Genomic DNA, 21,282 nt, shown 5'->3' on the forward strand with positions numbered 1-21,282 from the left:
AAAAATAGTATATATAATAACTGTATTTCTTTATGTATAAAAGATAAAATGAATACAAAGTATAATTATTTATATTTATTATATCCAAAAGCAACATAGCTAATAAGTCTGATAATAGAAGAGATGTTACCATATCTCGGATTCTATAAGGTATGATCGAGTAATTATGAGGTAGTTTTGTGATTTCAGTTTTCATCAGCTACCTAGTGAAAAGTAGCGTAAAAATTTCCCGCATTATGCTTTTCTGATAGCCAAGTGTTGCCTATGGATTATCTGCTGTTAATGCTTTCAAAAATCTATAATATAGAATTTAGTAATCATTATATAATTCCATCTTCTCAAACTGCTAGAGTTACCGATAATGGAAACTTTAAATTTAATGACGTAGAAAGATTTAAAGAACAGTATCTAACTAAGATTAAATCTATCATATAGTCATTTACAATGAGGTTTAAGCATAGAAAAAAGCAGCAATAGCATCATAAGATTTACCAACAGGATATTTTATACGAAAACTTCATTGTAAATGACTATATATCCTAGTATAAAGGCTTAGTTGAAGCGTAAAATAGCTTGAGTTTTTGAGGTGAATACTGCTTATCAAATTTTGATCTCATGTGCTTTTGAGCAAGCCATTGAAAACAAATATTACATCAGTTACTTAAGAATACTTCACTATCAGATCATATTAAATTTAAGATATAGCAAAACCAGTAAAAACAGTTACGTTGTATACTGTCTAAAAATGGTGTCTACGCCACAGCGATACTTCATTCTTCTTGATTTAGCTTGAAACTATTTTTTCAATAAGATTTAGGAAAATAAGAATGTAAATACTATAAATATATGTTCATTTTTTCTATCATAGTTTTTAAATGAGAACTTTTATAAAAACTTGCATTACATATCACAACTACAAAATTATTAAGGTAATTTCTGAATTAAATCCTGTTCTATCGAACAGTCAAAAATTGATACTGTTAGCAGCAATTTATCTACTATCATCCTATATAGCCAAGCAACTATAAAATAGTAGTTATATTATATACTTTTCGAAAAGGATATCTAGGGCATAGTGATAGCCAAACTATTATAACTGTTTTATAGTAGTTTGGCTATATATTAGACCTCTTTCGAAACTGGTTAACGTAGTTCAAAATTATTGCTGATAAATATCGAAATAGACGTAAAAGATTTGATCTTAGATTTAATTTGATCTCTGCCATTTATAATTTTGAACTACGTTAACCAGTTTCGAAAGAGGTCTATTAAAAGAAGCGTATAAATTGTTAAAATCAAGATTTGGTCTTGTGGTAGTATCATGTTGTCAGAGACTAGTCAAATGGCATGGTTAGCATATAGTGCGATGTGAAGTTATGTATATGATTGTTTAACGGCGAGAGCAGATTAAACCTGTTGTTCTACCAACAGAAGCCTACTGGCACATGCAATGGAGTGATCCTATTTATGAAGCTATCAGGACAATACATTCAGTGGTTAAGAAGATTTAACTAACTTGAAGAAATAAGTTAGAGTAAGAGTTATTATGAGCTTTATACACTTTATAAAAGCTGCTATTTAGTTTATACTCGTTTGAGTTGATATATAAACTTAACTGTATTACAATATGATGATAACACCTTGATGATAATTGCGCAAATATAACGCAAATTTATATATGACATTTAGCTAATTGAGTGCTGATTTTAAATCCAAAAACTTAAATTTATAGTTGATAAGCTTAGAGCAATCTACAATTGATAATGTTGCCCTAAAACATTTTTATTGTTACAAAATTATTATAAAATTATTTGCTTTTAAATAAAAAGCATACTATAGATTCACAATTTAATCAAATTATAAAATAAGTTATTATTTAATTACTTCAATTTTAAATTTATGAATGTGGTGATAAATATGTCAGTAATGGTATTTAAATTTACACAAACAGCATTAATTAAATAAAATAAAAGTACCAATTTAGTTAAAGGATTTTTCTTGCATTTTTTCTTTGGTAATTCAGAATTATTGTGAATTTTTTGTATACCTTGATATCCTGTATCAGTAATCGCTTTAACCTTAGGATGAATAAGAATTTTGGATTTCTTAAATAATCTAAAGTCATGTTTTTTATCGTTAGAAAAATCTGTACATATTACTTGGCGTGTTTTATTGTCTACCACTATTTGAGTTTTTAGTGTATGCCTTTTCTTCTTTCATGAATAATAGAATTTTTGTTTTTTTTAGGTCTTTCTATAGGACTCTCAGTAGCATCAATCAAGACCACTTCATAATTCATATCACTCGTCATTAGAGCTTTGCGACCTAGAAGAACAAAGTTTGAGTGTTTAACTATGGTGTCTTCTACCCATTTTACATCTTTATATGCCGAACTTTCACTAATCCCATAGTTCTGGCCTATATGGAAATAAGTGCGGTATTCTCTAAGATATTCTAAGACCATCAGCAACTGTTCCTCCAAATTGAGCTTATTTTTACACCCACCTTTTGATTTCTTAAGACCATCAGCTTGCCTCAAAATATCTACCATATTTGAGAATGTTCTCTTCCTTACTCCTGTTAATCAATGAAATTTTTCATCCTCTAACTCTTTAATCTGATCGAATTTCATTATTACTTCAAATCAGATATTTATAACACCATTCTACATCATTGTCTACTTTCGAAAGAAGTCTAATGGATAATTCCATCTTCTCATATAACTTTCTTCTACTCTACTTTTTCCAGCTGAAGCCTTTTAATTGCTTTTTCAGATTTGGCTTTGATATATATTTTCCTTTTCGTGTTTTGTAATTCTATAGATGTTTTTATTATTCATCTTTATTTCCATGCTCTACAGACATTAAACTGCTTTATTGCTTATATAGCTAAACTACTATAAAACAATTATAATAAATTGTCATAAAAAAATTCATAGCCTGAGGTTAAAGTGTAAACCAGCTTTTTGATTTATGCTATATAATATAACTCTTCTAACTCTTAAGTTATCACAATAAATTTTATTTTGTCTTTTTAAGCTGTTAATTTTGTGATTAATCCATTAAATTATATGCATCTGTGACCTGAAGGCTGAGGATCTTTTTTCTTAGCTTCGCTTGTCTTATTTTGTTGAATTTTTGATAAATCTTCATTACTCAAATGCTTTAGTATATTGAATTTGACTTCAGGTGGTATAGTACCCCAACCTACCTTGCTTTCGGTGGAATGTTCTCTAGGCTGTTCTTCACATATATCATCCATTGATTCAACTGCACCATATAGCAGCTGTTTTCTAGTACTTCCTGCATCTATATGTTCTTTGAGGGTACCGTAATATATAGGAAATTTTTCTTCACAACATTCATAAACTTTTTGAACTGTAGGATCATTTATATATCTTGATAATTCATTATCATCTGTTGTATTAGCAAGAAAAGCACTCAACATACTTTTTTTGCCACCACCAACTTTTATGTTATTTAGTTTTTCTAGTTCTTTTTCACACGCAAGCTTATACTCACTAAGAGTTGATGATTGTTGTATAAGTTGCTGATTTGTTAGACTGCCTGCTGAATTAGTCTTTTTATCACTAGAATATTCTAACTTGGTAATATGAGCAGTTAAAAATTCAGGAGTTCCTGTTTGCATATTGATGATCGAACTACATAAAATAGCATTACTCAGCGGTGTACAACCTCTGCTATCATATGCATTAATATCAGCACCATACTTTAATAAAGCTTGAATAGCTGGTAAGGCACTATATATTTTTTCAGCAGCATGATGTAACGGAGTGCTACCGTTATTGTTTCGTGCATTAACATCAGCTCCATGATGTAATACAGCTTTTACAATGCTTTCATTTGGACCACGGCCTTGCGCAGCACAATGTAAAACACTGTTACCATGTTGACCTTTTAAATGCACGTTTGCACCACTTTCCAATAAACAAACAACAGTATGGAGGAATCCATTTCTTGCAGCACGATGCAAAGCAGTATCACCTGCATTATTTTGTGCATTAACATTGGCGCCATGATTTAACAATATCTCAGTCACCTCTAGGTGGTGAAAATGGTTTGCAGCGTAATGTAGAACTGTATTACCATTCTCATCTTGTAAATTAACGTTTGCACCATGAGTTAATAATGCTTGAGCAATTTTTAGTGATTCTGTACTTAGCAAACTAGAAACATATTGGGAACTAACTAGTCTTGTTAATGCTAGGTGTAAAGGAGTACGACCCATGTTGTTTTGTACATCAACAATAGTTTTATTATAACTTAACAGTATTTCAGTTATTTTTAAATTGTAACACTGAGCAGCTAAATGCAATGGTGTGTTTTGATTATTATCTTGCAGTGCAGCATCAGCATTATGCTCTAATAGCATATTAATAATTTCTTCTTGTTTAGACTGAACTGATAAATGTAGAGGAGTTCTGCCATACATATCTTGCGAATTAACAATAGTAGGATCTACATCTAAAATACGCTTTACAGCATTTACATCACCATGCTTAATAGCTAAACTCAAAGCAACAGTATTCATATTGATTACCTCTTAATCTTAGTTAATTAGCACTTTTCAATTTTAAATTGAGTTCAATATTATTTTAATTAATTAAACTATACAATTATTTTTTATTACCAAAGTTCGATATAAGGAGAATATAGCTAAACTACTATAAAACAATTATAATAATAAGATGTAATGAAAAAGTAATTAGTATGACATATACTATAGATTTTGGAAAAAAGTGCCAGCATAAAAGAAAGCTAGAAAATTAATTTTGAAAAAGTATCAAAACGTTTTGAGATAGGAACAGAGTTTTTGCATCATCAAGCTCAAAAATCAGGCTCTGTAAAGGATGTAGTATTGTTGATTTCAGTTACTATACCTAATTTAAATGCAAATATCGATGATATGATTCGCAGACGAGATGCTTTAAAAGATACGTTTAGGTCAATTGGATTAAGCACTGAAAATGTGAATGCACAGCAATTATTAAAGTTTCTGAGAGTAATATTTGGCTGGCCTGAAGAAGAACATTCAAATATTAACCAGTATGAAATATTGTCTGAACAAATTCTAAGTGGAGATTTCTCGTTATTTGAGAATGATGATTGTGTAAATGTAAATGATGATCAAATATTTATCAGTCTAGAAGCAAGAAATAGGCCTGCAGAGTGGAAATTATCTGCTATGGATCTGTTTTTAGGCAATGAAATGCGTCGTGATGAATATATAAAATCAAATTTCCTGATTCATTTTGGTCTGCAAATTTTACCAAATCAAGCTATGGAAAGAACTGCTGCTATAACCAAAAGAGAGGCACTAGAAAGAAATATTAATGCAGGAATGGGCAAATTTTTTCCTGACATACAGCAAGAAGCTGCTGATTTAGCCGGTGTAGTGGCTGCTCTACAGAGCGGTGATAGAGTTGTTAATATTCACTTCAATGTTATCATGTTTGATAAAACAAAGAAAGCTAAGCAATCTGCATCGGCTTTTTGTTCGATGTTAAGACGCAGTGGATGGTATTTTGTTCCATGCAAATATGATCATGTAGCCGTGTTATTAGCAGCCTTACCAATGCAGTTAGTCGAGCAAGGCCCAAAAGGTATATTGGGTCAAAAAACATCAGGAGTTGGAGTAGCGCTTTCTAGCTTAGGTAGAGGCATAAAAACTGTTTCTGTAGAGAGTAAAGTATTATTACCAATAATCGGTGAATGGAAAGGTGATTTAAGTTCTCCAGGTATGTTGCTAGCTGGAAGACGAGGTCAAATAATGTACTGGTCTCCTTTTGGTGGAGCTTTATTACCTGCATTAAATAAGAATGCAGCAGCTCCAAATGAGAACTTTAACCTTTGTATAGCTGGAGTTCCAGGCTCTGGAAAATCTGTTTTCATGCAAGAATTAATGCTATCTGTTCTAGGAGTTGGTGGTAAAGTTTTTGTTCTTGATTACGGAAGATCGTTTAAGCGTACATGCTTGATTCTAGGTGGTAGATACATAGAATTCGACATGAAAAATCCTGTATCAATTAATCCATTTTCAGAGGTGCCAGAGGATGACAGCGCAAAGTCTATAGAAGCTAGATCGGATTTTTTATCTAACTTTCCATCCATTTTAGCTACTATGGCTGCTCCACAGTATGGAACAAGCGATTTACAACAACCAATGCTACAGAGGGCTTTGATATCAGTCTGGCAAAAAAAGGGAGCTAAAGCTGAAATTACCGATATTGCAGACTGGTTATCAAATAGAGAAGAATCATATGCTAAAGAGCTTGGAAATATGCTCTTTCCTTTTACTAAAGATGGTCAACATGGAAGATTTTTTAGTGGTAAGGCGCAATTATCCTTGAATTCAGACATAGTAGTGATTGAAACAGATCATCTACGCTCTGTACCAGAGCTGTTAGCTGTGATTGTACAGATTATGATTGTTCATATTAATCAAACAATGGTTAAGGGAGATAGAAGTAGACCATTTTTAATTATGATAGATGAAGCTTGGAAGCTATTAGCTGGAAAGCGTTCAGGAGAGTTTATTGAAGAAGCAGGTCGAATAGCTCGAAAATATAATGGATCGATTGCTTTAGCTACTCAGCAACTCACGGATTACTTTCGTCAAGAGGGTTCTGCATCTGAAAAGGCGTTTGAGAACTCATCGCATAAGATAATTTTGAAGCAAAATTCTGAATCATTTAAGGCAATGCGAGCTAACCCTAAGCTTGCAGGCTTTGTAGATGAGGATTGGAAGCTGAATTTACTGCAATCTGTTCATTCAAATCCTCCGTATTATAGTGAAATAGCTATTTACAGCCCTAATGTTTCAGGTGTTGTAGGCAGATTAATGATTGATCCATTTACTCTGCTGTTAACTTCGACGAATGCTAGGGATTATCAAGCAATAGAAGACCATATGGCTAAAGGTATGAATGTTAGTGAAGCAATTAATTATGTGATAAGAGAACGGAAAATAATTCCATGAAGCACGGAGTAGTAATTGGTATAGGCACATTCTTTGCTTTATTTGCTGTTGCTTATCAAGTAAGCGATACAATGGCTAATTCATTAAATGCTGATATAGGTGTTGAGATTAAGGATTATGGTACTAGATGGCATGTTTTTCCAATCATTGAGGAATCATTACTAGAAGTGATTATGGCTAAACTTAATGCTGCATCAAAAAGTGGTTTGTTGAACCAAATTCAGCTGGAATTTCAGGAAAAAGTTAGACAAAAAATCATGAGACCAGTACCAGTTAAAAATTTGACTAAAGCTACTGAAAATAAAACGCGAATATATGATTCTACCTACGTTCAAAAGAATGACATTAAGACAAAAAATGGTATAATAATAGTAAAGGGAGGAACTAAAATAAATCCTTTAGAGATAATAAATTGGGGTGAACCACTAATATTAATTGATGGAGATGATGAAGATCAGGTCGCTTGGGCAAAATCAAGACCAGGAAAGATAGTGTTAGTTAATGGAAATCCTATTGAACTTAGCAATCTATTAGGCCGGCACGTATTCTTCGATCAATTGGGTTTTTTGAGTATGAAGTTTAAAATACAAGCTGCGCCAGCCATAATAGAACAACAAAATAACGTGCTTAAAATTAGCGAAGTAAGCACCCTATGAAAAGCATGTAACGTACGATGGAGGTACGCTGTAAATAGTATAACTCAGTATACTAGTCGATTCAACTTAAAAGAAGGTTTTATATGAAAAGTTGGAAATTACAGCAATTAGAACAAGATCTAGTTAAAATAGTTAATAATACGCTACGAGGTGAAATACAAGAGATAGTAAATCCAGGTGGTGAAACTTTATATTTAGTGCCAGGTGTCAAAGATATAGAAAATACTGCTAGCAAATTTCGAAAATATAAAAAAAAGGAAGTATACATAATCAAGAAAAGCTGGTAAGTGAAGGAACTGGTAATTTTGTTAGCGATAGTAATGTCTATAACAGCTAATAACTGTTATGCAGCTGCTGGGTGTGTTGGAAGATTTGTAAATTCTATAACAGATGTATGTTGGAAGTGCTTGTTTCCAATTACTATAGCTGGATTTAAGGTAGTGAGTAGTTCAATGCCTGATACTAATGCTTCTGGTAGACTTATATGTCTTTGTCCTAAGCCAGGGATTCCAATACCTGTACCTGGTATTCCTGTTGGATTTTGGGAGCCAGTACGCCTTGTAGATGTTACAAAATCACCAATGTGTATGGTAAGTCTTGGAGGTTTGTCATTTGGAACTGCTACTCAAAAAGGCATGAAAGATGAGGCTGAAGGAAGTGCTTTTTACCACATTCATTGGTATGTCTATCCCGTGATTTACTGGCTGGAAATTTTGCTTGATTTTATTTGTCTGGAAATGGCTGCAGTCGATATAGCATATTTAACAGAGTTTGATCCATTATGGAGCGATGATGCTAAATCTGCGATTTTAAATCCAGAAACGCTGTTGTTTCAAAATGTAGCTGCTTATCAAGCATGTATAGCTGATTGCATGAGTTGTAGCGCTGGTTTATTAGCAAGCGATTATGCTTTTTGGTGTGCTGGATGTCAAGGAATGCTTTACCCTTTCACTGGAACAGCTGCAGCGCATAATGGTGGAGTTGGAACATCTGTATTAATGGTAAGTAAGTTTATGGCTAAAATGCATAGGCAACTGATGTTATGGGGATATTATGGTTATAAAGGCCTATGTGGTAAGTATCCAATGCCTATTATCAAGAAAAGTCAGTATCGACTACAAATGACTTATCCAATTCCAGAAACAAAATCCTGCAAGAGCATAGGTCAAACAGAAGCTATATGGCAAGCTGGTAGAGAATTTCCAGTTAATGGTGAAGATTTCGGTTACTTGATTTGGCGAAAAAGAGATTGCTGTTTGCTTTGATTTATAAAGCTTGGAGAGGAATATGGTTATACGAGTAATGATGTTGATGGTTTTATTATTTGTTAATAATGCTAATGCTTTTTTTTTGGACAAGCAAAAAACTTTTATTTTTGTCTCAACCTATAGAAAATCACACGTATTTAATGCAACATAATTTATTATAACAGGTTGTAATAATAAAAAAAATAAAGAATATTAATAGAATTTCTGATAATATTTATTAATAAGACTGAAAAAAATATAAAAGAAGGATTAATTATAACACCTCTAATTTAGTAATTATTTGGTGTTTAGTAGCTAATCAAAAATTTAAATGGTAATTAATAATCATATGAAATTTGTAAAATATATAATAGCTGTGTTATTAATACTGTTAAATACGACCATCGCATCAAAACGAAACAACAATCAACATGTTACATCAGAAATTAATGCAGGATAAAGCAATGTTAGCAGAAAAACATTTTAATGTTGGAATTTCATTTCTTAAGTTAAACAAATATCAAGAAGCAATAGAAAATTTTAATTTAGCTATTAAGTATAAACCTAATGATGCAGAAGCTTATGTTAATAAAGGATTTTGTTTAGGTGAATTAGAACAACATCAAGAAGAAATAGAAAACTACGATTTAGCTATTAAGTATAAACCTGATTATGCAGAAGCTTATTATAATAAAGGAGTTTGTTTAAATGAATTAAAACAGCTTCAAAAAGCGATAGAAAATTTTAATTTGGCTATTAAGTATAAACCTGATTATGCAGAAGCTTATTATAATAAAGGAGTTTGTTTAAATGAATTAAAACAGCTTCAAAAAGCGATAGAAAATTTTAATTTGGCTATTAAGTATAAACCTGATTATGCAGATGCTTATTATATGAAAGGAGTTTGTTTAAATGAATTAAAACAGCTTCAAAAAGCGATAGAAAATTTTAATTTGGCTATTAAGTATAAACCTGATTATGCAGATGCTTATTATATGAAAGGAGTTTGTTTAAATGAATTAAAACAGCTTCAAAAAGCGATAGAAAATTATGATTTAGCTATTAAGTATAATCCTAATCATGAAGATGCTTATTATATGAAAGGAGTTTGTTTAGGCAAATTAAAACAATATAAAGAAGCAATAGAAAATTATGATTTAGCTATTAAATATAATCCTAATCATGCAGAATCTTATTATTATAAAGGAGTTTGTTTAGGCCAATTAGAACAATATAAAGAGGCAATGGGAAATTTTAATTTAGCTATTAAGTATAATCCTAATCATGAAGATGCTTATTACAATAAAGGAATTTGTTTAAGTAAATTAGAACAATACAAAGAAGCAATAGAAAGTTTTGATTTAGCTATTAAGTATAATCCTAATCATGTAGACGCTTATTGTAATAAAGGAGTTTGTTTAAGTAAATTAGAACAATATAAAAAAGCAATAGAAAGTTTTAATTTAGCTATTAAGTATAAACCTAATCATTCATTTGCTTATTATATGAAAGGATTTTGTTTGTATAGATTAGGACAACACCAAGAAGCAATAGTAAATTTTGATTTAGCTATTAAATATGATCCTAATAATGGAACATTATACAAGTTAATAAATATACTCAAACAAGAAATTGCAGGTATTAAAAAGCAATCTTGATTTTTAAATGATATCTGTAATAAGCAGGTATTATAAGGCATTATCATGATTTATTTGTGATACAAATTGTTATAAAATAGTCATAAGATATAATAATAAAATCATGACTATACAACAAAAGGGTGAGTTATTGAGTTGTTTTGATGTTGCTAGCTATTTTCTAGTATTGGTTGATAGAGAAGCAGGAGATGTAATAACTCAATTGAAACTGCAAAATTTAGTGTATTTTGCACAAGGTGTGCATCTAGCTTTATTTGATAAGCCTCTTTTTAAAGAAGATATTGAAGCATGGGAAAATGGACCTGTAGTACGGCATTTACGTTCTGTATTTGGCGGCTTTGAAGCTAATGCAATTCCTGCTCCAGGAGAAATAGATTTCAGTATTTATACTAATCAACAAAAAGAGTTAATTTATAAAATATATTCTTCTTATGGTGAACATACAGCATCTTATTTGCGTGACTTAACACATTTGCATTCTATTTGGCAACAAGCCATTATACGCCCTAGCCGTGCGATTACTAAAAAAAGAGATGAGAATATTTTTTAAAAATCATATAAAAAATATTGAAGATTATCTTTTACCTGTTTCAAAAAAAGATACTGCAGAAATAGTAAATGCTGAAGATCAATGGTGGATGAACTATGATAGTGGAGTTCCTTAGGATTGAGATCAATGAATGCAATACACTTATCGGTAATAATAGTGCTATTTGGTTACTTGTCGATGGAATTAGCTACTGCTAACTCTTTGCCAACATGGTTTTTATGGTATAATGATAAACATGGTCATGAGCTTGATGACTCTACTTCTAAATTGATGCGGAGAGCTCATGACCATAGAATCGAGGAATTAAAGGAGCAATTTAATCGAGCTCAGCGTATAGCGCTTGATAATCCAACGCTCGAAAATGTGATTACAGCTCAAAGGCTACAGAAAAAAATCATGGAGAAGGCGCATAAGTTTGCTACTATGTGGCAACTAGCTACTCTACTTGATTATCAACTGATTAATGCTCATGAGCCAGCTAATAGCTTACATAGAAAGCTGTATCAAGAAAAATCAGAGCAGAAAAACGACTTAAAACTCAAAAACATTGCTAAAAACTGGGGATTAATTTTGCAAGTTAAACAAGATTGCTTGCTCTGTAAGGCGTTTATGCCTATTGTTCAGGACTTTGCTAATAAATATGCATTTCAGTTGCTAGCTGTCAGCAAGAATAATGAGTTGCTGAATAAATTAAATCCTAAGCATGTTGTACCTGTGTTATATTCAGTAGCTAGCGATGGTAAGAAAATATATTCAGTAGCTAGAGCCATAATTTCTGAAGATAAAATTATCGACAATATTCTAGCAATCGATAGATATTATCATAAGTTGGAGACTAGATGAGCATCAAAATCAGAGTTTATGTTATTGCAGCATTATTTTCGCTACAAGCTCCAGTATCACTAGCTTGGAATATCGAAAACGTATTTCAAGGAATGAGTGTTAATGTTACTAGATCTGGATCATATCAAGATCAAGCGGCTGGATATTATGCAGCTGGTGGATTGTCTGCCAGAACAAGCCAAACATCATTTCAGCCATTTGCTATAACTCCACCATCTTTAAACATGAGCTGTAGCGGTATTGACGCCTATCTTGGTAGCTTCTCTGTTATTTCTGGAGAAGAATTAGTTCAACTAATGAAGAATATTGGTTCTCAAGCTAAAGTTTATGCATTTTCATTAGGATTAAAAACATTTGCTCCACAGATTGAGAACGCTCTCAAAGACTTACGTAATCTAGCAATGGAGATGAATCAATTTGCCAAAGGAGATTGCGAATTAACAAAAGCATTATTTGCTACAGCTTTACCAAAGAACTGGGCTATGAGAGAAGCTGTTTGCCGTGATATACAGTCACAAAGCGGGTTTGATTATTTTGCAGCTGGTAAAAAATGTCGTAATGATTTAGCCCAAAAACAAGCTCTGCGACAAGCGCAAAATAAGGATTCAGAGTTAATGCTAGAATGATTATAACATCTTCACTAAAGCAGCAGCAAAGGTTGGAATACTATCAAATATGCATGATTCAATCATGTCTATGACTGGCACTATCGTGGTTACAAACAATAATGTACACTTTTATGACTCCTTAGCTCAGGACGAAAAAAGTTGGATTAGTCATTTAAAAGGCGGAGAATCAGCCTCGATTTACAGCTGTGATAGTCTCAGTTGCTTGCATTCAACGCTTGCAACGAAATATCACAATATTACCAGAGAAATCTTATGCAGGTAAAGCTAAACAACAATTGAAGAATCTAAAAATTAACTTTGAGAATAATTCTGAATTCATTGACTCTGAAATAGCCTTTTTATCTTCGATTGGAGATATATTTCCAATTTATGATTATATCATATTAGAATATATTTCTGGAGTCACAATTTTAGATAGCTCATCAGAATTAATAGCTAGCTATACATTAGTTCAGCATTTGAAGGAAGTAATCACCGAAATACGTAGAGCCGTTACTTCACTAGGTGCTAAGCAAGTTTCGAATGAACATTTAGAAAGATATTTGAAGGAATTGAATCGAGTTCAACTTTTTGCAAATGAAAAATGGACTAGCCTACAAACCGATGCAAGTCGAATAGATAAAAGGGCTAGATTAATAGAGCAGCATTTAATAGCGAAGGAGAAAAGTTAATGGGTTACGTAATATACACATTTGGTGGTGGAGACTTATTGTGGCATGTGTTTAACGGCATAGGCAGAGTCTTTGCTTCAAATAGCGAATACTTCACTCCAGTAGGCCACTTAGCCTTGACTATTGGTGGCATATGGGCTGCTACTAGGGCTATTTTTAGAGGAAATATCGGCATCTTTGCTATGGAGTGGTTCTTTCCATCGATATTTATTTTTACGCTGTTATTTGCCCCCAAAGCTACTGTTTGGCTCAAGGATGAGGTATCAATGAGTGCACCAGTAAAAGTTGATAATATTCCGATAGGTATTGCAATGTTTGCTTCTCTTTCATCGCAAACGAGTTACTTTGTGTCCAAAATGTTGGAAAATCATCTTTTACCGGCTTATGAAGGACTATCAAGCAGAAAAACTGGTATTATGTTTGGAGCTAAGGCTGTAGCTAAGATTCGAGATGTGCAAATACATGATCCAGTAACTTTAACTAATACTAAGGAATTTCTTAGACAATGCTTTATGAAGCCTTACATCATAGGTAATATCTTAGGTAATAATATTACCACTATTGTAACAATTTTTTATAGCTTTATTGGAAATATCATTCCACAAGAATGGAGAAAGTTAATTTGAGATAATAGAAAAGCTTTCAGCAGAACTTCAAAACACCTTGTATCATTTATAGTATTTAGATTATAGATCTATTACAATAATAATATATAGCCAAACTACTATAAAACAATTATAATAATAAGATGTAATAAAAAAGTAATTAGATGACATGTACTATAAATTTCTGAAAAAACAGCTAGATATAAATGAAAGAAAGAAAATTAGTTTTGAAAAAGTATCAAAACGTTTTAGGATAGAAAAGAATACAGTTTTTATATGAAGCATTGCAGTTAAAAAACATAAACATAGCTCCAACAAAAATCTCTACTGATAAATTAAAGAAGATATGATACAATATAGTGACGCATATCAATATAAAAGAGCTAAATTGCTATGAATAAGTAAGTTAGAATTTTAGAGTAAGATAAAAATTCATAAAGACAAAGGAAAAGTTATTGTCTTTACGCGTGATAGCGGTTTTATAGTACACCTAGAACTCACGGATATGCTTAGCATGAGATGTTACTGCGTTTATAATTAGCATACGTAAAAGATAACTAATGTTTTTGACTACAATGTTAATACTGCTATTTTTTACTGTTTAATAGAACGGGATTTAATACCTAAATTACCTAATAACGCCAGATTAGGATAAGGGAAAGTATGAAAAGCATAATGAAAAAGGTCTACAAGAGATAATGTACAATTATAATTATGATATATCAAAATATAGTTTTAATTAATAGCTGTTTATTGCTCGCATGTCTGCAAATGCAAATTTAGAATAAAAACAGTTAGAAAGAGATAATATACAACTGTTACAATTGGCAATGTTCCGGTTATTAAATATAGTATTATGAACTAATTCTTGTAGAAATATGAGCAATAAATAAACCGTTATTAATTAAAATTATATTTAATATATCACATAATTATAATTGTACATTATCTCTTGTAGACCTTTTTCATTATGCTTTTCATATTTTTCCTTATCCTAATCTGTAGTTAAGAACGAGCCATAACTTACTTTTACCAATTTTAGAAAATCTGTTAAAAACTCTATTGCTGGAAGTACGTTTATTATGGCAAATTGCTAACTTTGTAGAATTGATGTAATATATACTTTTCAAAAAGCCTATCTGAACTCTAATAGCTAACATAAAAGATGAATGTAATCTAAGGGAGATAAGAATAAGGAAGGGGAATAATTGTTTGCTTAAGGTAGTGGTTGATAACATTACGAAGCTCATTATAGGTATAAGGTTTTTCAATGAAGGCTACTACTCCCATAGAATAAAGCAGGTTTTTAGTTTCATAGGTTTGGCTATAACCTGAAATAATAATAATAGGAATGCCATACATTTTTGTTACTGTATAAATTTCCTGCACAACTTGCTCTCCGGTTTTTTCAGGCATCACCATATCAAGTAATACCAAAGAGTACTGTAATGGATTTTCCTTAATCAACTTAACAGCTTCAAAAGCATTATTAACTGGTTCTGGAGTATATTGTTCAGCATATATATCTAAAGATATTGCATCCAAAACATTTTGATCATCATCAACTATCAAAATGCGTTTATTAACTCTAATATGATTCTCAAGATCCTTGAGAGAATTAATAGAGTTGCATTCATAACCAAATCCTTGTAATAATTTTGCTATTCTGTCTTTATATATTTTACCAAAAACCTCACTTTTACTATAAACAGCTTTATTGAAGCCGCCTTCTGGCTGTCGTAATGGTAATCTAAAAGTAAATTTGCTTCCTCTATTATTAGGTCGATTTTCTGCCCAAATTTCACCATGATGTGCTAATATAATTTCTCTAGCAAGTGTTAACCCTAACCCACGGCCACAAGCCTTAGATTTAGTTCTGCTACTTTCCTCAAATGGTACAAAGATTGCTTCTAGCTCATTTTCTGGTATTCCAACTCCTTCATCTTCAATTGATACTTCTACTCCTGATCTATATGGCTTTACTGTAATTAGAATCAAACCAGACTGAGAATATTGAATCGCATTTGAAATAAGATTTAGCATCACCGTTTTAATTCTAGTATGATCAAATTCAAACATTGTCTCAGCTTGAGGAACATAGTTTAAACTAATTGTATGTTTTTCAGCTACATTTACTTTGTTGCACTCAGCAATTATTTCTTTTAGCATTAATTGAAAGTTATTAAGCTCTATGTCAAATATCATCTGTCCTTGTGCAAATTTTGATAAATCAAACAAATTATTGCTGTACGCTACTAATCTCTCGATACCGGAATTTGCTAATGTCACCATAGTTAATACTCTTTCTTTTTCTTTGAGAATCATCTCAGTATCTTTATAGTACTTTGGTAAAAATTTGCTTAGTAAATTAATAGTAGTGCGAACGACTGATAATGGTGACTTTATTTCATGACTTAAATTATTAAGTATATGTTTTTCAGTATTAAGAAGTATTTCCATTTTTTGGCTTTTAGTATTTAAACGCAGATTAAGAACATCAACATCATTTTTTAGCTCTAGCATAGATCTAGTGTTATCTACAAATTGATTTTGTCTTAATCTAATGAACAATAGTATAGCGCCCAATAATGCTAATGCCCATATGACATACATTCCTAAATTATTATCAACTTCATTATAATCAGCTAAGTAACCTCGCCAACTAGCTAATATGTTAAATACTCTTGCCCCAACTGGTACACCTAACAATATCATAAACAAAGCTGTATGCCATTGTAATAATATTCCTGCTACAACTAAGTTAGATATAAAACACATTAGTAATATTGGAGATGAACCACCAATCATAGTTAATAAAGTATTGCTAAATACTAAAGTATAAAATATCGTAACATGCCAAATCAGCCCTAAATATTTAGTTCGAAAATCTGCATTCCATTTATTGTTATATAGCAAAGCTGTAGTCATCACTAACCCTAAAAGTATAACTGACACTTTTGTAACTAACCAAGCTGAAGCTGCATTATGCTCTACCTGCCCACATAATGACATAACAATTAACGATACAGCTGTAATAACGGAGTACTCAATATAATAATGCCTACCACGGAATGTTTCATTATTGCAGTAAGCACAAATATTATCCCAGCTAAAACTATGATATAAAGACTTAAAGAAGCTTGAAATAGAATTAATCTGTTGCTTGCGTTTTTCTTTAAGAACATTTAGTGGCCTGCGATCACTAGGCCCAACCCATCCTCCTGGCTCCCCAAGACAGTAGTGCATTATCATCATTACCGAGAAGTTTACTATAGCTGTAGGAATTACATCGCCTATTGGTAGTGCAGCATTAAAGTATTTATTCCAAATAAATACAGTCGCAATACCAGCAATCATACCTGATAATATTACTCTAGTAGTAGTTCTAAATCCTAAAATTGTAAACATTAATGGTATTCCTACTATTGCAGTTGAAAAACTTGCTCCAAATAATAATATATCTAATAAGTTTTTTTGCGATAGTGCCATATATAATCCTATTCCTCCGATAAATATGGCAAATATCCTAACTGCTTTAAACTCTAATTTTGCATTATTTTGAAATAATCCTAAAGGCTTGCATAAATCGTTAACAAATATCACAGAAGCAGAATTAATCCATGAATCGGCAGTTGACATAATCATTGCAGATATTCCAATTACTACCAGTCCTTTAAATCCAGGATATGCATAGCTATCTATTATATATGGTACTAAATTGTTAGCTTCTATATTCTGGTGTGATGATAGCAGTGTTAATCCTATAAACCCAACAAAAATGCAAAACGACAAATACATAAAAAGCATAATTTTAAAAGCATTAGCTGCTTGCACTGTACTACGAGCAAGTAAAACCCTGTGAAACATAGCTGGATTCATTTCAGGCAAAAAATAATAGAAAAACATTCCATAATATTTTAGTGTATTATGACTACTATAGTCTAACAATATTTTAGGATCAAATATAGGATTTGTTGTTAAAGTATTAACTATAGAGCCCCAACTACCAAACATCCCCCAAATAAGTATTGCTAAAGTTGGAATAAATGCTCCAAAAGCTAGAGATTGAAAAATATCAGTAAATACTACAGCCCTAATTCCCCCAAATGCTGAATATATAATAACTATCATACTACTAATTAGAGTAGCATATACACTATCTATTCCTAAAAAATGATTAAATATTGTAGAAAAAACTTTAATTTGCATAGCAATGCTTGTGGATGCTCTAATTATAGAACAAATAGCTGTAATTATTCTAACATTCATACCATATAGATCTCCCATTACATCTGCAACAGATAACTTTCCTAAGAATTCTTGCATCCTTGGAATTAGAACATAAGCTGTTATAAGAAAATTCAAGATATGCCCAATAACAGAGAGTACTGCAAGTATTCCAAGTGTATATATCTGAGATAATTTAAAGCTAAAAGTGCTACCACCAATCCATGTAGCTATCAGAGTTGCAGTAAGTGCTGCTGTACTAAAATTTCTTCCGCTAATAGCATAATCTCTAACAGATTTTACTTCCTTTCCATACCATAACCCTATAGCTAGATTAGCTATCAAGAATAATCCTACTAAAATTATGTCTATATTTAATGCTGGCATTTAAAACTTACTCCTTTCATACATTGCAATTGCAACTACATAACTAACATTATGAGATATAATCAACTTGACTATGGTGCTTTATGATTTTCTTAATCTTATATAAATCTTTTTTTAATTAATTATATCACTTATTAATTAATTAGTGATATAATATATTTGCATTGTCAATATTGTACTTTTAGTAGAAAAGTTTCTATAACTAAGTATAAACAAGTGCTATAGATAGCTTTACTGGTCCGCAACATAATGAAGCAACTAATTCAAAGACTGCAGAAAGCGTAAAAAATATTTCATTTAACTTAATTAGCAAGTATAGCTTTATTCTGAAAGGAAGTTACACATTGTAAAATGAAAAATACTTCATCAAAAAAGTCGTTAAATAAGTGAGATACTTTGCGTATGTCATTTTTAACTTTAAACCAATAATGCTCAATTAGATTCAAATCTGGAGAATAAGTTGGAAGATATAGCTAAACTACTATAAAACAGTTATAATAATAAGATTGTTGAGGTGTAATGAAAAAGTAATTAGTATGACATATTCTATATATTTTCGTAAAAAAGTGCTGGACATACTGGACATACTGGAAAGAGAGAAAATCAGTTTTGAATCAGTGTCAAAACGTTTTAGAACAGGAAAGAATACAGTATTTGTATAGAGTAAACATATTGCATATTTAGCCCCTTATTCTTCTGATTTAAATCTTATTGAAGAAATGTTTTCAGCTAAATCAAGCAGAATGAAATATCGATATAACTTAGACACGATTTTCAAAAAGTATATAACATAACTGTTTTATAATTAGCTATATATAATTTCACATGATTTTTATCACTTCTGTATTTTATATGAGTGATTTAACTAGACGTAATATGTATAGATACTATACAGATTAATGTATCTTATTATGTAGACTGCCAAAAAATCTGGTAGGCCCAACAGGACTTGAACCTGTGACAACCTCGTTATGAGCGAGGGGCTCTAACCAACTGAGCTATGGGCCTATATAGTAAACTTGATATGATATAAAGCTTAGCTGAAAAATTTTAGCAAGCTTAGTAATGCTTGCTACATGTTTGCGAGTAAATATATACTTAATAATATATACAGTCAAGTCTTAACAACACCTTCATTTGTAACTTGTGATTTGATTTTTACTCTCCTTGCGCTAAGCTAAATCCTACTGTATCATTAAATAGATATAGATTTTCCACTTTAATTAGTTCAAATTTGATGCTGTTATCATAATTATCATCTTTAGATTCAGAATTTGTTGAATTATTAATTGTAGCTACTAAATCATTAAGTAGGCTTAGAATATCGTTCATTGTAAGGTTTTTTGCTGTAACAGTCTTATCTTTACCGCTACTTTGTACCATGAAACGACAACACCAATGATCACTGAACATTTCTCTAACAGTACTATGAGGCCATAATTTTAGCCCTTTTGCTGAAATAGTAACTAGGTGCATACCATGCAAGCTACTTAGGCTAGATATTCTTTCTGTTAATTGCTTGGTAATGCGAGGGTAATCAATTATATTATGACTATCAAAAAATACGTCTACTCCAACTAATTTTTTTTGTTGTCTAGTTTCAGTGATAGTTTGAATTTGAGAATTATTGATAATATTGCTTTCAACGTCAAGATTATGATATTCTGCTATCTTTAATTTTTTAGGCTTATATTCTAAATTGTTAATTATAGCCTGAGCAAATTCTTTAGTTCCAACTTTTTTACTAGAAATGCCTGGATTATAAATATCTGCAGTGTGAATACCATCTTCAATAGTTTTTTTTAAGGCGTTTTCTATTTTAGCTGCATGCTCAGTTAACCCAAGATGGACTAACATCATTATAGCTGCATTAAGTAATCCAGAAGGGTTAGCAATATTTTGACCAGCTATATCAGGCGCTGATCCATGTACGGCTTCAAACATAGCATAGTCTTTACCAATATTTGCTGAACCAGCCAGGCCTATTGAATCAGAAATTTCAGCTGCAATATCAGATAAGATATCACCATATAAATTTGATGTTACTATTACATCGAATTTTTGAGGAGAGCTAATCAAACGTGCACTACCGATATCAATAAGGTAATGATCTACTTGAATATTGCTATATTGACTCGCTATTTCATTAAATGTTTTATGAAATATTCCATCTGTAAATTTCATAATATTATCTTTACTAAAACAGCTGATTTTTTTTCTATTATTTTTTAGTGCGTACTCAAAAGCAAACCGAATAATTTTTTCACTACCACTACGACTAATTAACTTAATAGATTCATATGTATCTGCTGTATGATGATATTCAATACCTGTATATAAATCTTCTTCGTTTTCACGAATTATTACTACATCTATTTCTGGAGCTGAAGTATTAATAAATGGAAAATAAGAAGTGCTAGGTCTAACGTTTGCGTATAATCCTAAAGTTTTTTTTAGAGTAACATTCAAGCTTTTATATCCTCCACCCTGAGGAGTAGTAACAGGCCCTTTAAGTAATGCTTTTGTACGAAATATTTGAGACCATGTATCTTCAGTAATACCGTAAGTATAGTATTTGTTGTATAATTTTTCGCCAATTTCTATTGTTTCAAGTCTTAAAGGTACAGCTGCTTCTTTTAAAACATAAACTACTGCTTCCATAATTTCTGGGCCAATACCATCGCCATATGCAATTGTTACTGGAATAACATTTTTCATGCTTGCTATTAAGGTTGTGTTATATTTTTATCTTTAGTGTAGTATATGTAGTATATGCACTAAATATATAAAGAAAAGCTATTTTTTATACT

Annotated in this window: 16 protein-coding genes, 1 tRNA gene and 4 pseudogenes; 14 read left to right on the plus strand and 7 right to left on the minus strand. The window is 31.4% G+C overall.

Going from position 1 to position 21,282, the window contains the following annotated elements; translation table 11 throughout:
• Nucleotides 1-1,152 precede the first annotated feature (1,152 nt).
• Nucleotides 1,153-1,248 (plus strand): annotated as a pseudogene (locus DK405_RS03400) (IS5/IS1182 family transposase); the annotation flags it as partial.
• Nucleotides 1,249-1,979: 731 nt separating this feature from the next.
• Here the strand turns inward: DK405_RS03400 and DK405_RS03405 are convergent.
• Nucleotides 1,980-2,632 (minus strand): annotated as a pseudogene (locus DK405_RS03405) (transposase family protein); the annotation flags it as partial.
• Nucleotides 2,633-3,066: 434 nt separating this feature from the next.
• Nucleotides 3,067-4,551 (minus strand): ankyrin repeat domain-containing protein, encoded by a 1,485-nt coding sequence (locus tag DK405_RS03410; protein WP_045912780.1) that lies wholly within the window; start codon nt 4,549-4,551, stop codon nt 3,067-3,069.
• 282 nt (nt 4,552-4,833) lie between these two features.
• Here DK405_RS03410 and DK405_RS03415 point away from each other — a divergent pair, with 282 nt between their 5' ends.
• The 13 genes and pseudogenes from DK405_RS03415 to DK405_RS03460 form a co-directional block, all read left to right on the plus strand.
• A complete protein-coding gene (locus tag DK405_RS03415; protein WP_410522031.1) occupies nt 4,834-6,999 on the plus strand; it encodes a TraG/VirB4 family ATPase in 2,166 nt (721 codons plus the stop codon).
• Complete coding sequence (locus DK405_RS03420; RefSeq protein WP_064612741.1) at nt 6,996-7,655, plus strand: hypothetical protein; 660 nt, start codon at nt 6,996-6,998, stop codon at nt 7,653-7,655. Before DK405_RS03415 ends, DK405_RS03420 begins: the two co-directional genes overlap by 4 nt.
• Before the next feature lie 83 nt (nt 7,656-7,738).
• A complete protein-coding gene (locus DK405_RS03425; RefSeq protein ID WP_012460825.1) occupies nt 7,739-7,942 on the plus strand; it encodes a hypothetical protein in 204 nt (67 codons plus the stop codon).
• The gene (gene traU / locus DK405_RS03430) at nt 7,943-8,920 is read left to right on the plus strand and encodes a conjugal transfer pilus assembly protein TraU (protein WP_174197567.1); all 978 of its coding nucleotides are present in this window, start codon (nt 7,943-7,945) and stop codon (nt 8,918-8,920) included.
• Between the two features lie 22 nt (nt 8,921-8,942).
• Nucleotides 8,943-9,074, plus strand: coding sequence for a hypothetical protein (locus DK405_RS14970; protein WP_269459338.1), 132 nt, complete (start codon nt 8,943-8,945; stop codon nt 9,072-9,074).
• A gap of 259 nt (nt 9,075-9,333) precedes the next feature.
• Complete coding sequence (locus tag DK405_RS03440; protein WP_064612740.1) at nt 9,334-10,560, plus strand: tetratricopeptide repeat protein; 1,227 nt, start codon at nt 9,334-9,336, stop codon at nt 10,558-10,560.
• Nucleotides 10,561-10,663: 103 nt separating this feature from the next.
• Nucleotides 10,664-11,110 carry a Panacea domain-containing protein gene (locus DK405_RS03445; protein ID WP_064612739.1) on the plus strand — a complete coding sequence of 149 codons (447 nt, stop codon included), beginning with the start codon at nt 10,664-10,666 and terminating at the stop codon, nt 11,108-11,110.
• Entirely contained in the window at nt 11,094-11,225 is a 132-nt protein-coding gene (locus tag DK405_RS14975) for a hypothetical protein (protein ID WP_269459339.1), read from the plus strand. Before DK405_RS03445 ends, DK405_RS14975 begins: the two co-directional genes overlap by 17 nt.
• A 62-nt stretch (nt 11,226-11,287) precedes the next feature.
• Nucleotides 11,288-11,953: a conjugal transfer protein TraF gene (locus DK405_RS03450; RefSeq protein WP_410522050.1), complete on the plus strand. Its 666-nt coding sequence runs from the start codon at nt 11,288-11,290 to the stop codon at nt 11,951-11,953.
• Nucleotides 11,950-12,579: a conjugal transfer protein TraH gene (locus tag DK405_RS15360; RefSeq protein WP_331828116.1), complete on the plus strand. Its 630-nt coding sequence runs from the start codon at nt 11,950-11,952 to the stop codon at nt 12,577-12,579. Before DK405_RS03450 ends, DK405_RS15360 begins: the two co-directional genes overlap by 4 nt.
• A gap of 49 nt (nt 12,580-12,628) precedes the next feature.
• Nucleotides 12,629-12,844 carry a hypothetical protein gene (locus DK405_RS15365; protein WP_331828117.1) on the plus strand — a complete coding sequence of 72 codons (216 nt, stop codon included), beginning with the start codon at nt 12,629-12,631 and terminating at the stop codon, nt 12,842-12,844.
• The gene (locus DK405_RS15370; protein WP_331828118.1) at nt 12,798-13,253 is read left to right on the plus strand and encodes a conjugal transfer protein TraH; all 456 of its coding nucleotides are present in this window, start codon (nt 12,798-12,800) and stop codon (nt 13,251-13,253) included. The genes DK405_RS15365 and DK405_RS15370 overlap by 47 nt, the downstream gene beginning before the upstream one ends.
• Nucleotides 13,253-13,798: pseudogene (locus DK405_RS03460) on the plus strand (conjugal transfer protein TraG N-terminal domain-containing protein); the annotation flags it as partial. The gene DK405_RS15370 and the pseudogene DK405_RS03460, both read left to right, overlap by 1 nt.
• A gap of 1,049 nt (nt 13,799-14,847) precedes the next feature.
• Here DK405_RS03460 and DK405_RS15690 read toward each other — a convergent pair.
• The 5 genes and pseudogenes from DK405_RS15690 to DK405_RS03490 all read right to left on the minus strand — a co-directional run bounded on the left by DK405_RS15690 (nt 14,848) and on the right by DK405_RS03490 (nt 21,190).
• On the minus strand, nt 14,848-15,108 hold the full coding sequence (locus DK405_RS15690; protein WP_410522032.1) for a transposase: 261 nt from the start codon (nt 15,106-15,108) through the stop codon (nt 14,848-14,850).
• A complete protein-coding gene (locus tag DK405_RS03470) occupies nt 15,035-18,472 on the minus strand; it encodes a hybrid sensor histidine kinase/response regulator (protein WP_064613200.1) in 3,438 nt (1,145 codons plus the stop codon). Before DK405_RS03470 ends, DK405_RS15690 begins: the two co-directional genes overlap by 74 nt.
• Before the next feature lie 302 nt (nt 18,473-18,774).
• A pseudogene (locus DK405_RS13820) lies at nt 18,775-18,942 on the minus strand (transposase); the annotation flags it as partial.
• Nucleotides 18,943-19,403: 461 nt separating this feature from the next.
• Nucleotides 19,404-19,480 (minus strand) — tRNA-Ile (locus DK405_RS03485).
• Between the two features lie 150 nt (nt 19,481-19,630).
• Nucleotides 19,631-21,190, minus strand: a complete 1,560-nt coding sequence (locus DK405_RS03490) for an NADP-dependent isocitrate dehydrogenase (RefSeq protein ID WP_045912820.1) — start codon at nt 21,188-21,190, stop codon at nt 19,631-19,633.
• Nucleotides 21,191-21,282 lie beyond the last annotated feature (92 nt).

The organism is Orientia tsutsugamushi (assembly GCF_900327275.1).
Classification (GTDB): domain Bacteria; phylum Pseudomonadota; class Alphaproteobacteria; order Rickettsiales; family Rickettsiaceae; genus Orientia; species Orientia tsutsugamushi.

Coding starts and splice junctions, on each gene's coding strand:
- DK405_RS03410 (WP_045912780.1), bottom strand. CDS start 4,551: ATGAATACTGTTGCTTTGAGTTTAGCTATTAAGCATGGTGATGTAAAT.
- DK405_RS03420 (WP_064612741.1), top strand. CDS start 6,996: ATGAAGCACGGAGTAGTAATTGGTATAGGCACATTCTTTGCTTTATTT.
- DK405_RS03425 (WP_012460825.1), top strand. CDS start 7,739: ATGAAAAGTTGGAAATTACAGCAATTAGAACAAGATCTAGTTAAAATA.
- DK405_RS14970 (WP_269459338.1), top strand. CDS start 8,943: ATGGTTATACGAGTAATGATGTTGATGGTTTTATTATTTGTTAATAAT.
- DK405_RS03440 (WP_064612740.1), top strand. CDS start 9,334: ATGTTACATCAGAAATTAATGCAGGATAAAGCAATGTTAGCAGAAAAA.
- DK405_RS03445 (WP_064612739.1), top strand. CDS start 10,664: ATGACTATACAACAAAAGGGTGAGTTATTGAGTTGTTTTGATGTTGCT.
- DK405_RS14975 (WP_269459339.1), top strand. CDS start 11,094: ATGAGAATATTTTTTAAAAATCATATAAAAAATATTGAAGATTATCTT.
- DK405_RS03450 (WP_410522050.1), top strand. CDS start 11,288: ATGGAATTAGCTACTGCTAACTCTTTGCCAACATGGTTTTTATGGTAT.
- DK405_RS15360 (WP_331828116.1), top strand. CDS start 11,950: ATGAGCATCAAAATCAGAGTTTATGTTATTGCAGCATTATTTTCGCTA.
- DK405_RS15365 (WP_331828117.1), top strand. CDS start 12,629: ATGCATGATTCAATCATGTCTATGACTGGCACTATCGTGGTTACAAAC.
- DK405_RS15690 (WP_410522032.1), bottom strand. CDS start 15,108: ATGAGCTTCGTAATGTTATCAACCACTACCTTAAGCAAACAATTATTC.
- DK405_RS03470 (WP_064613200.1), bottom strand. CDS start 18,472: ATGCCAGCATTAAATATAGACATAATTTTAGTAGGATTATTCTTGATA.
- DK405_RS03490 (WP_045912820.1), bottom strand. CDS start 21,190: ATGAAAAATGTTATTCCAGTAACAATTGCATATGGCGATGGTATTGGC.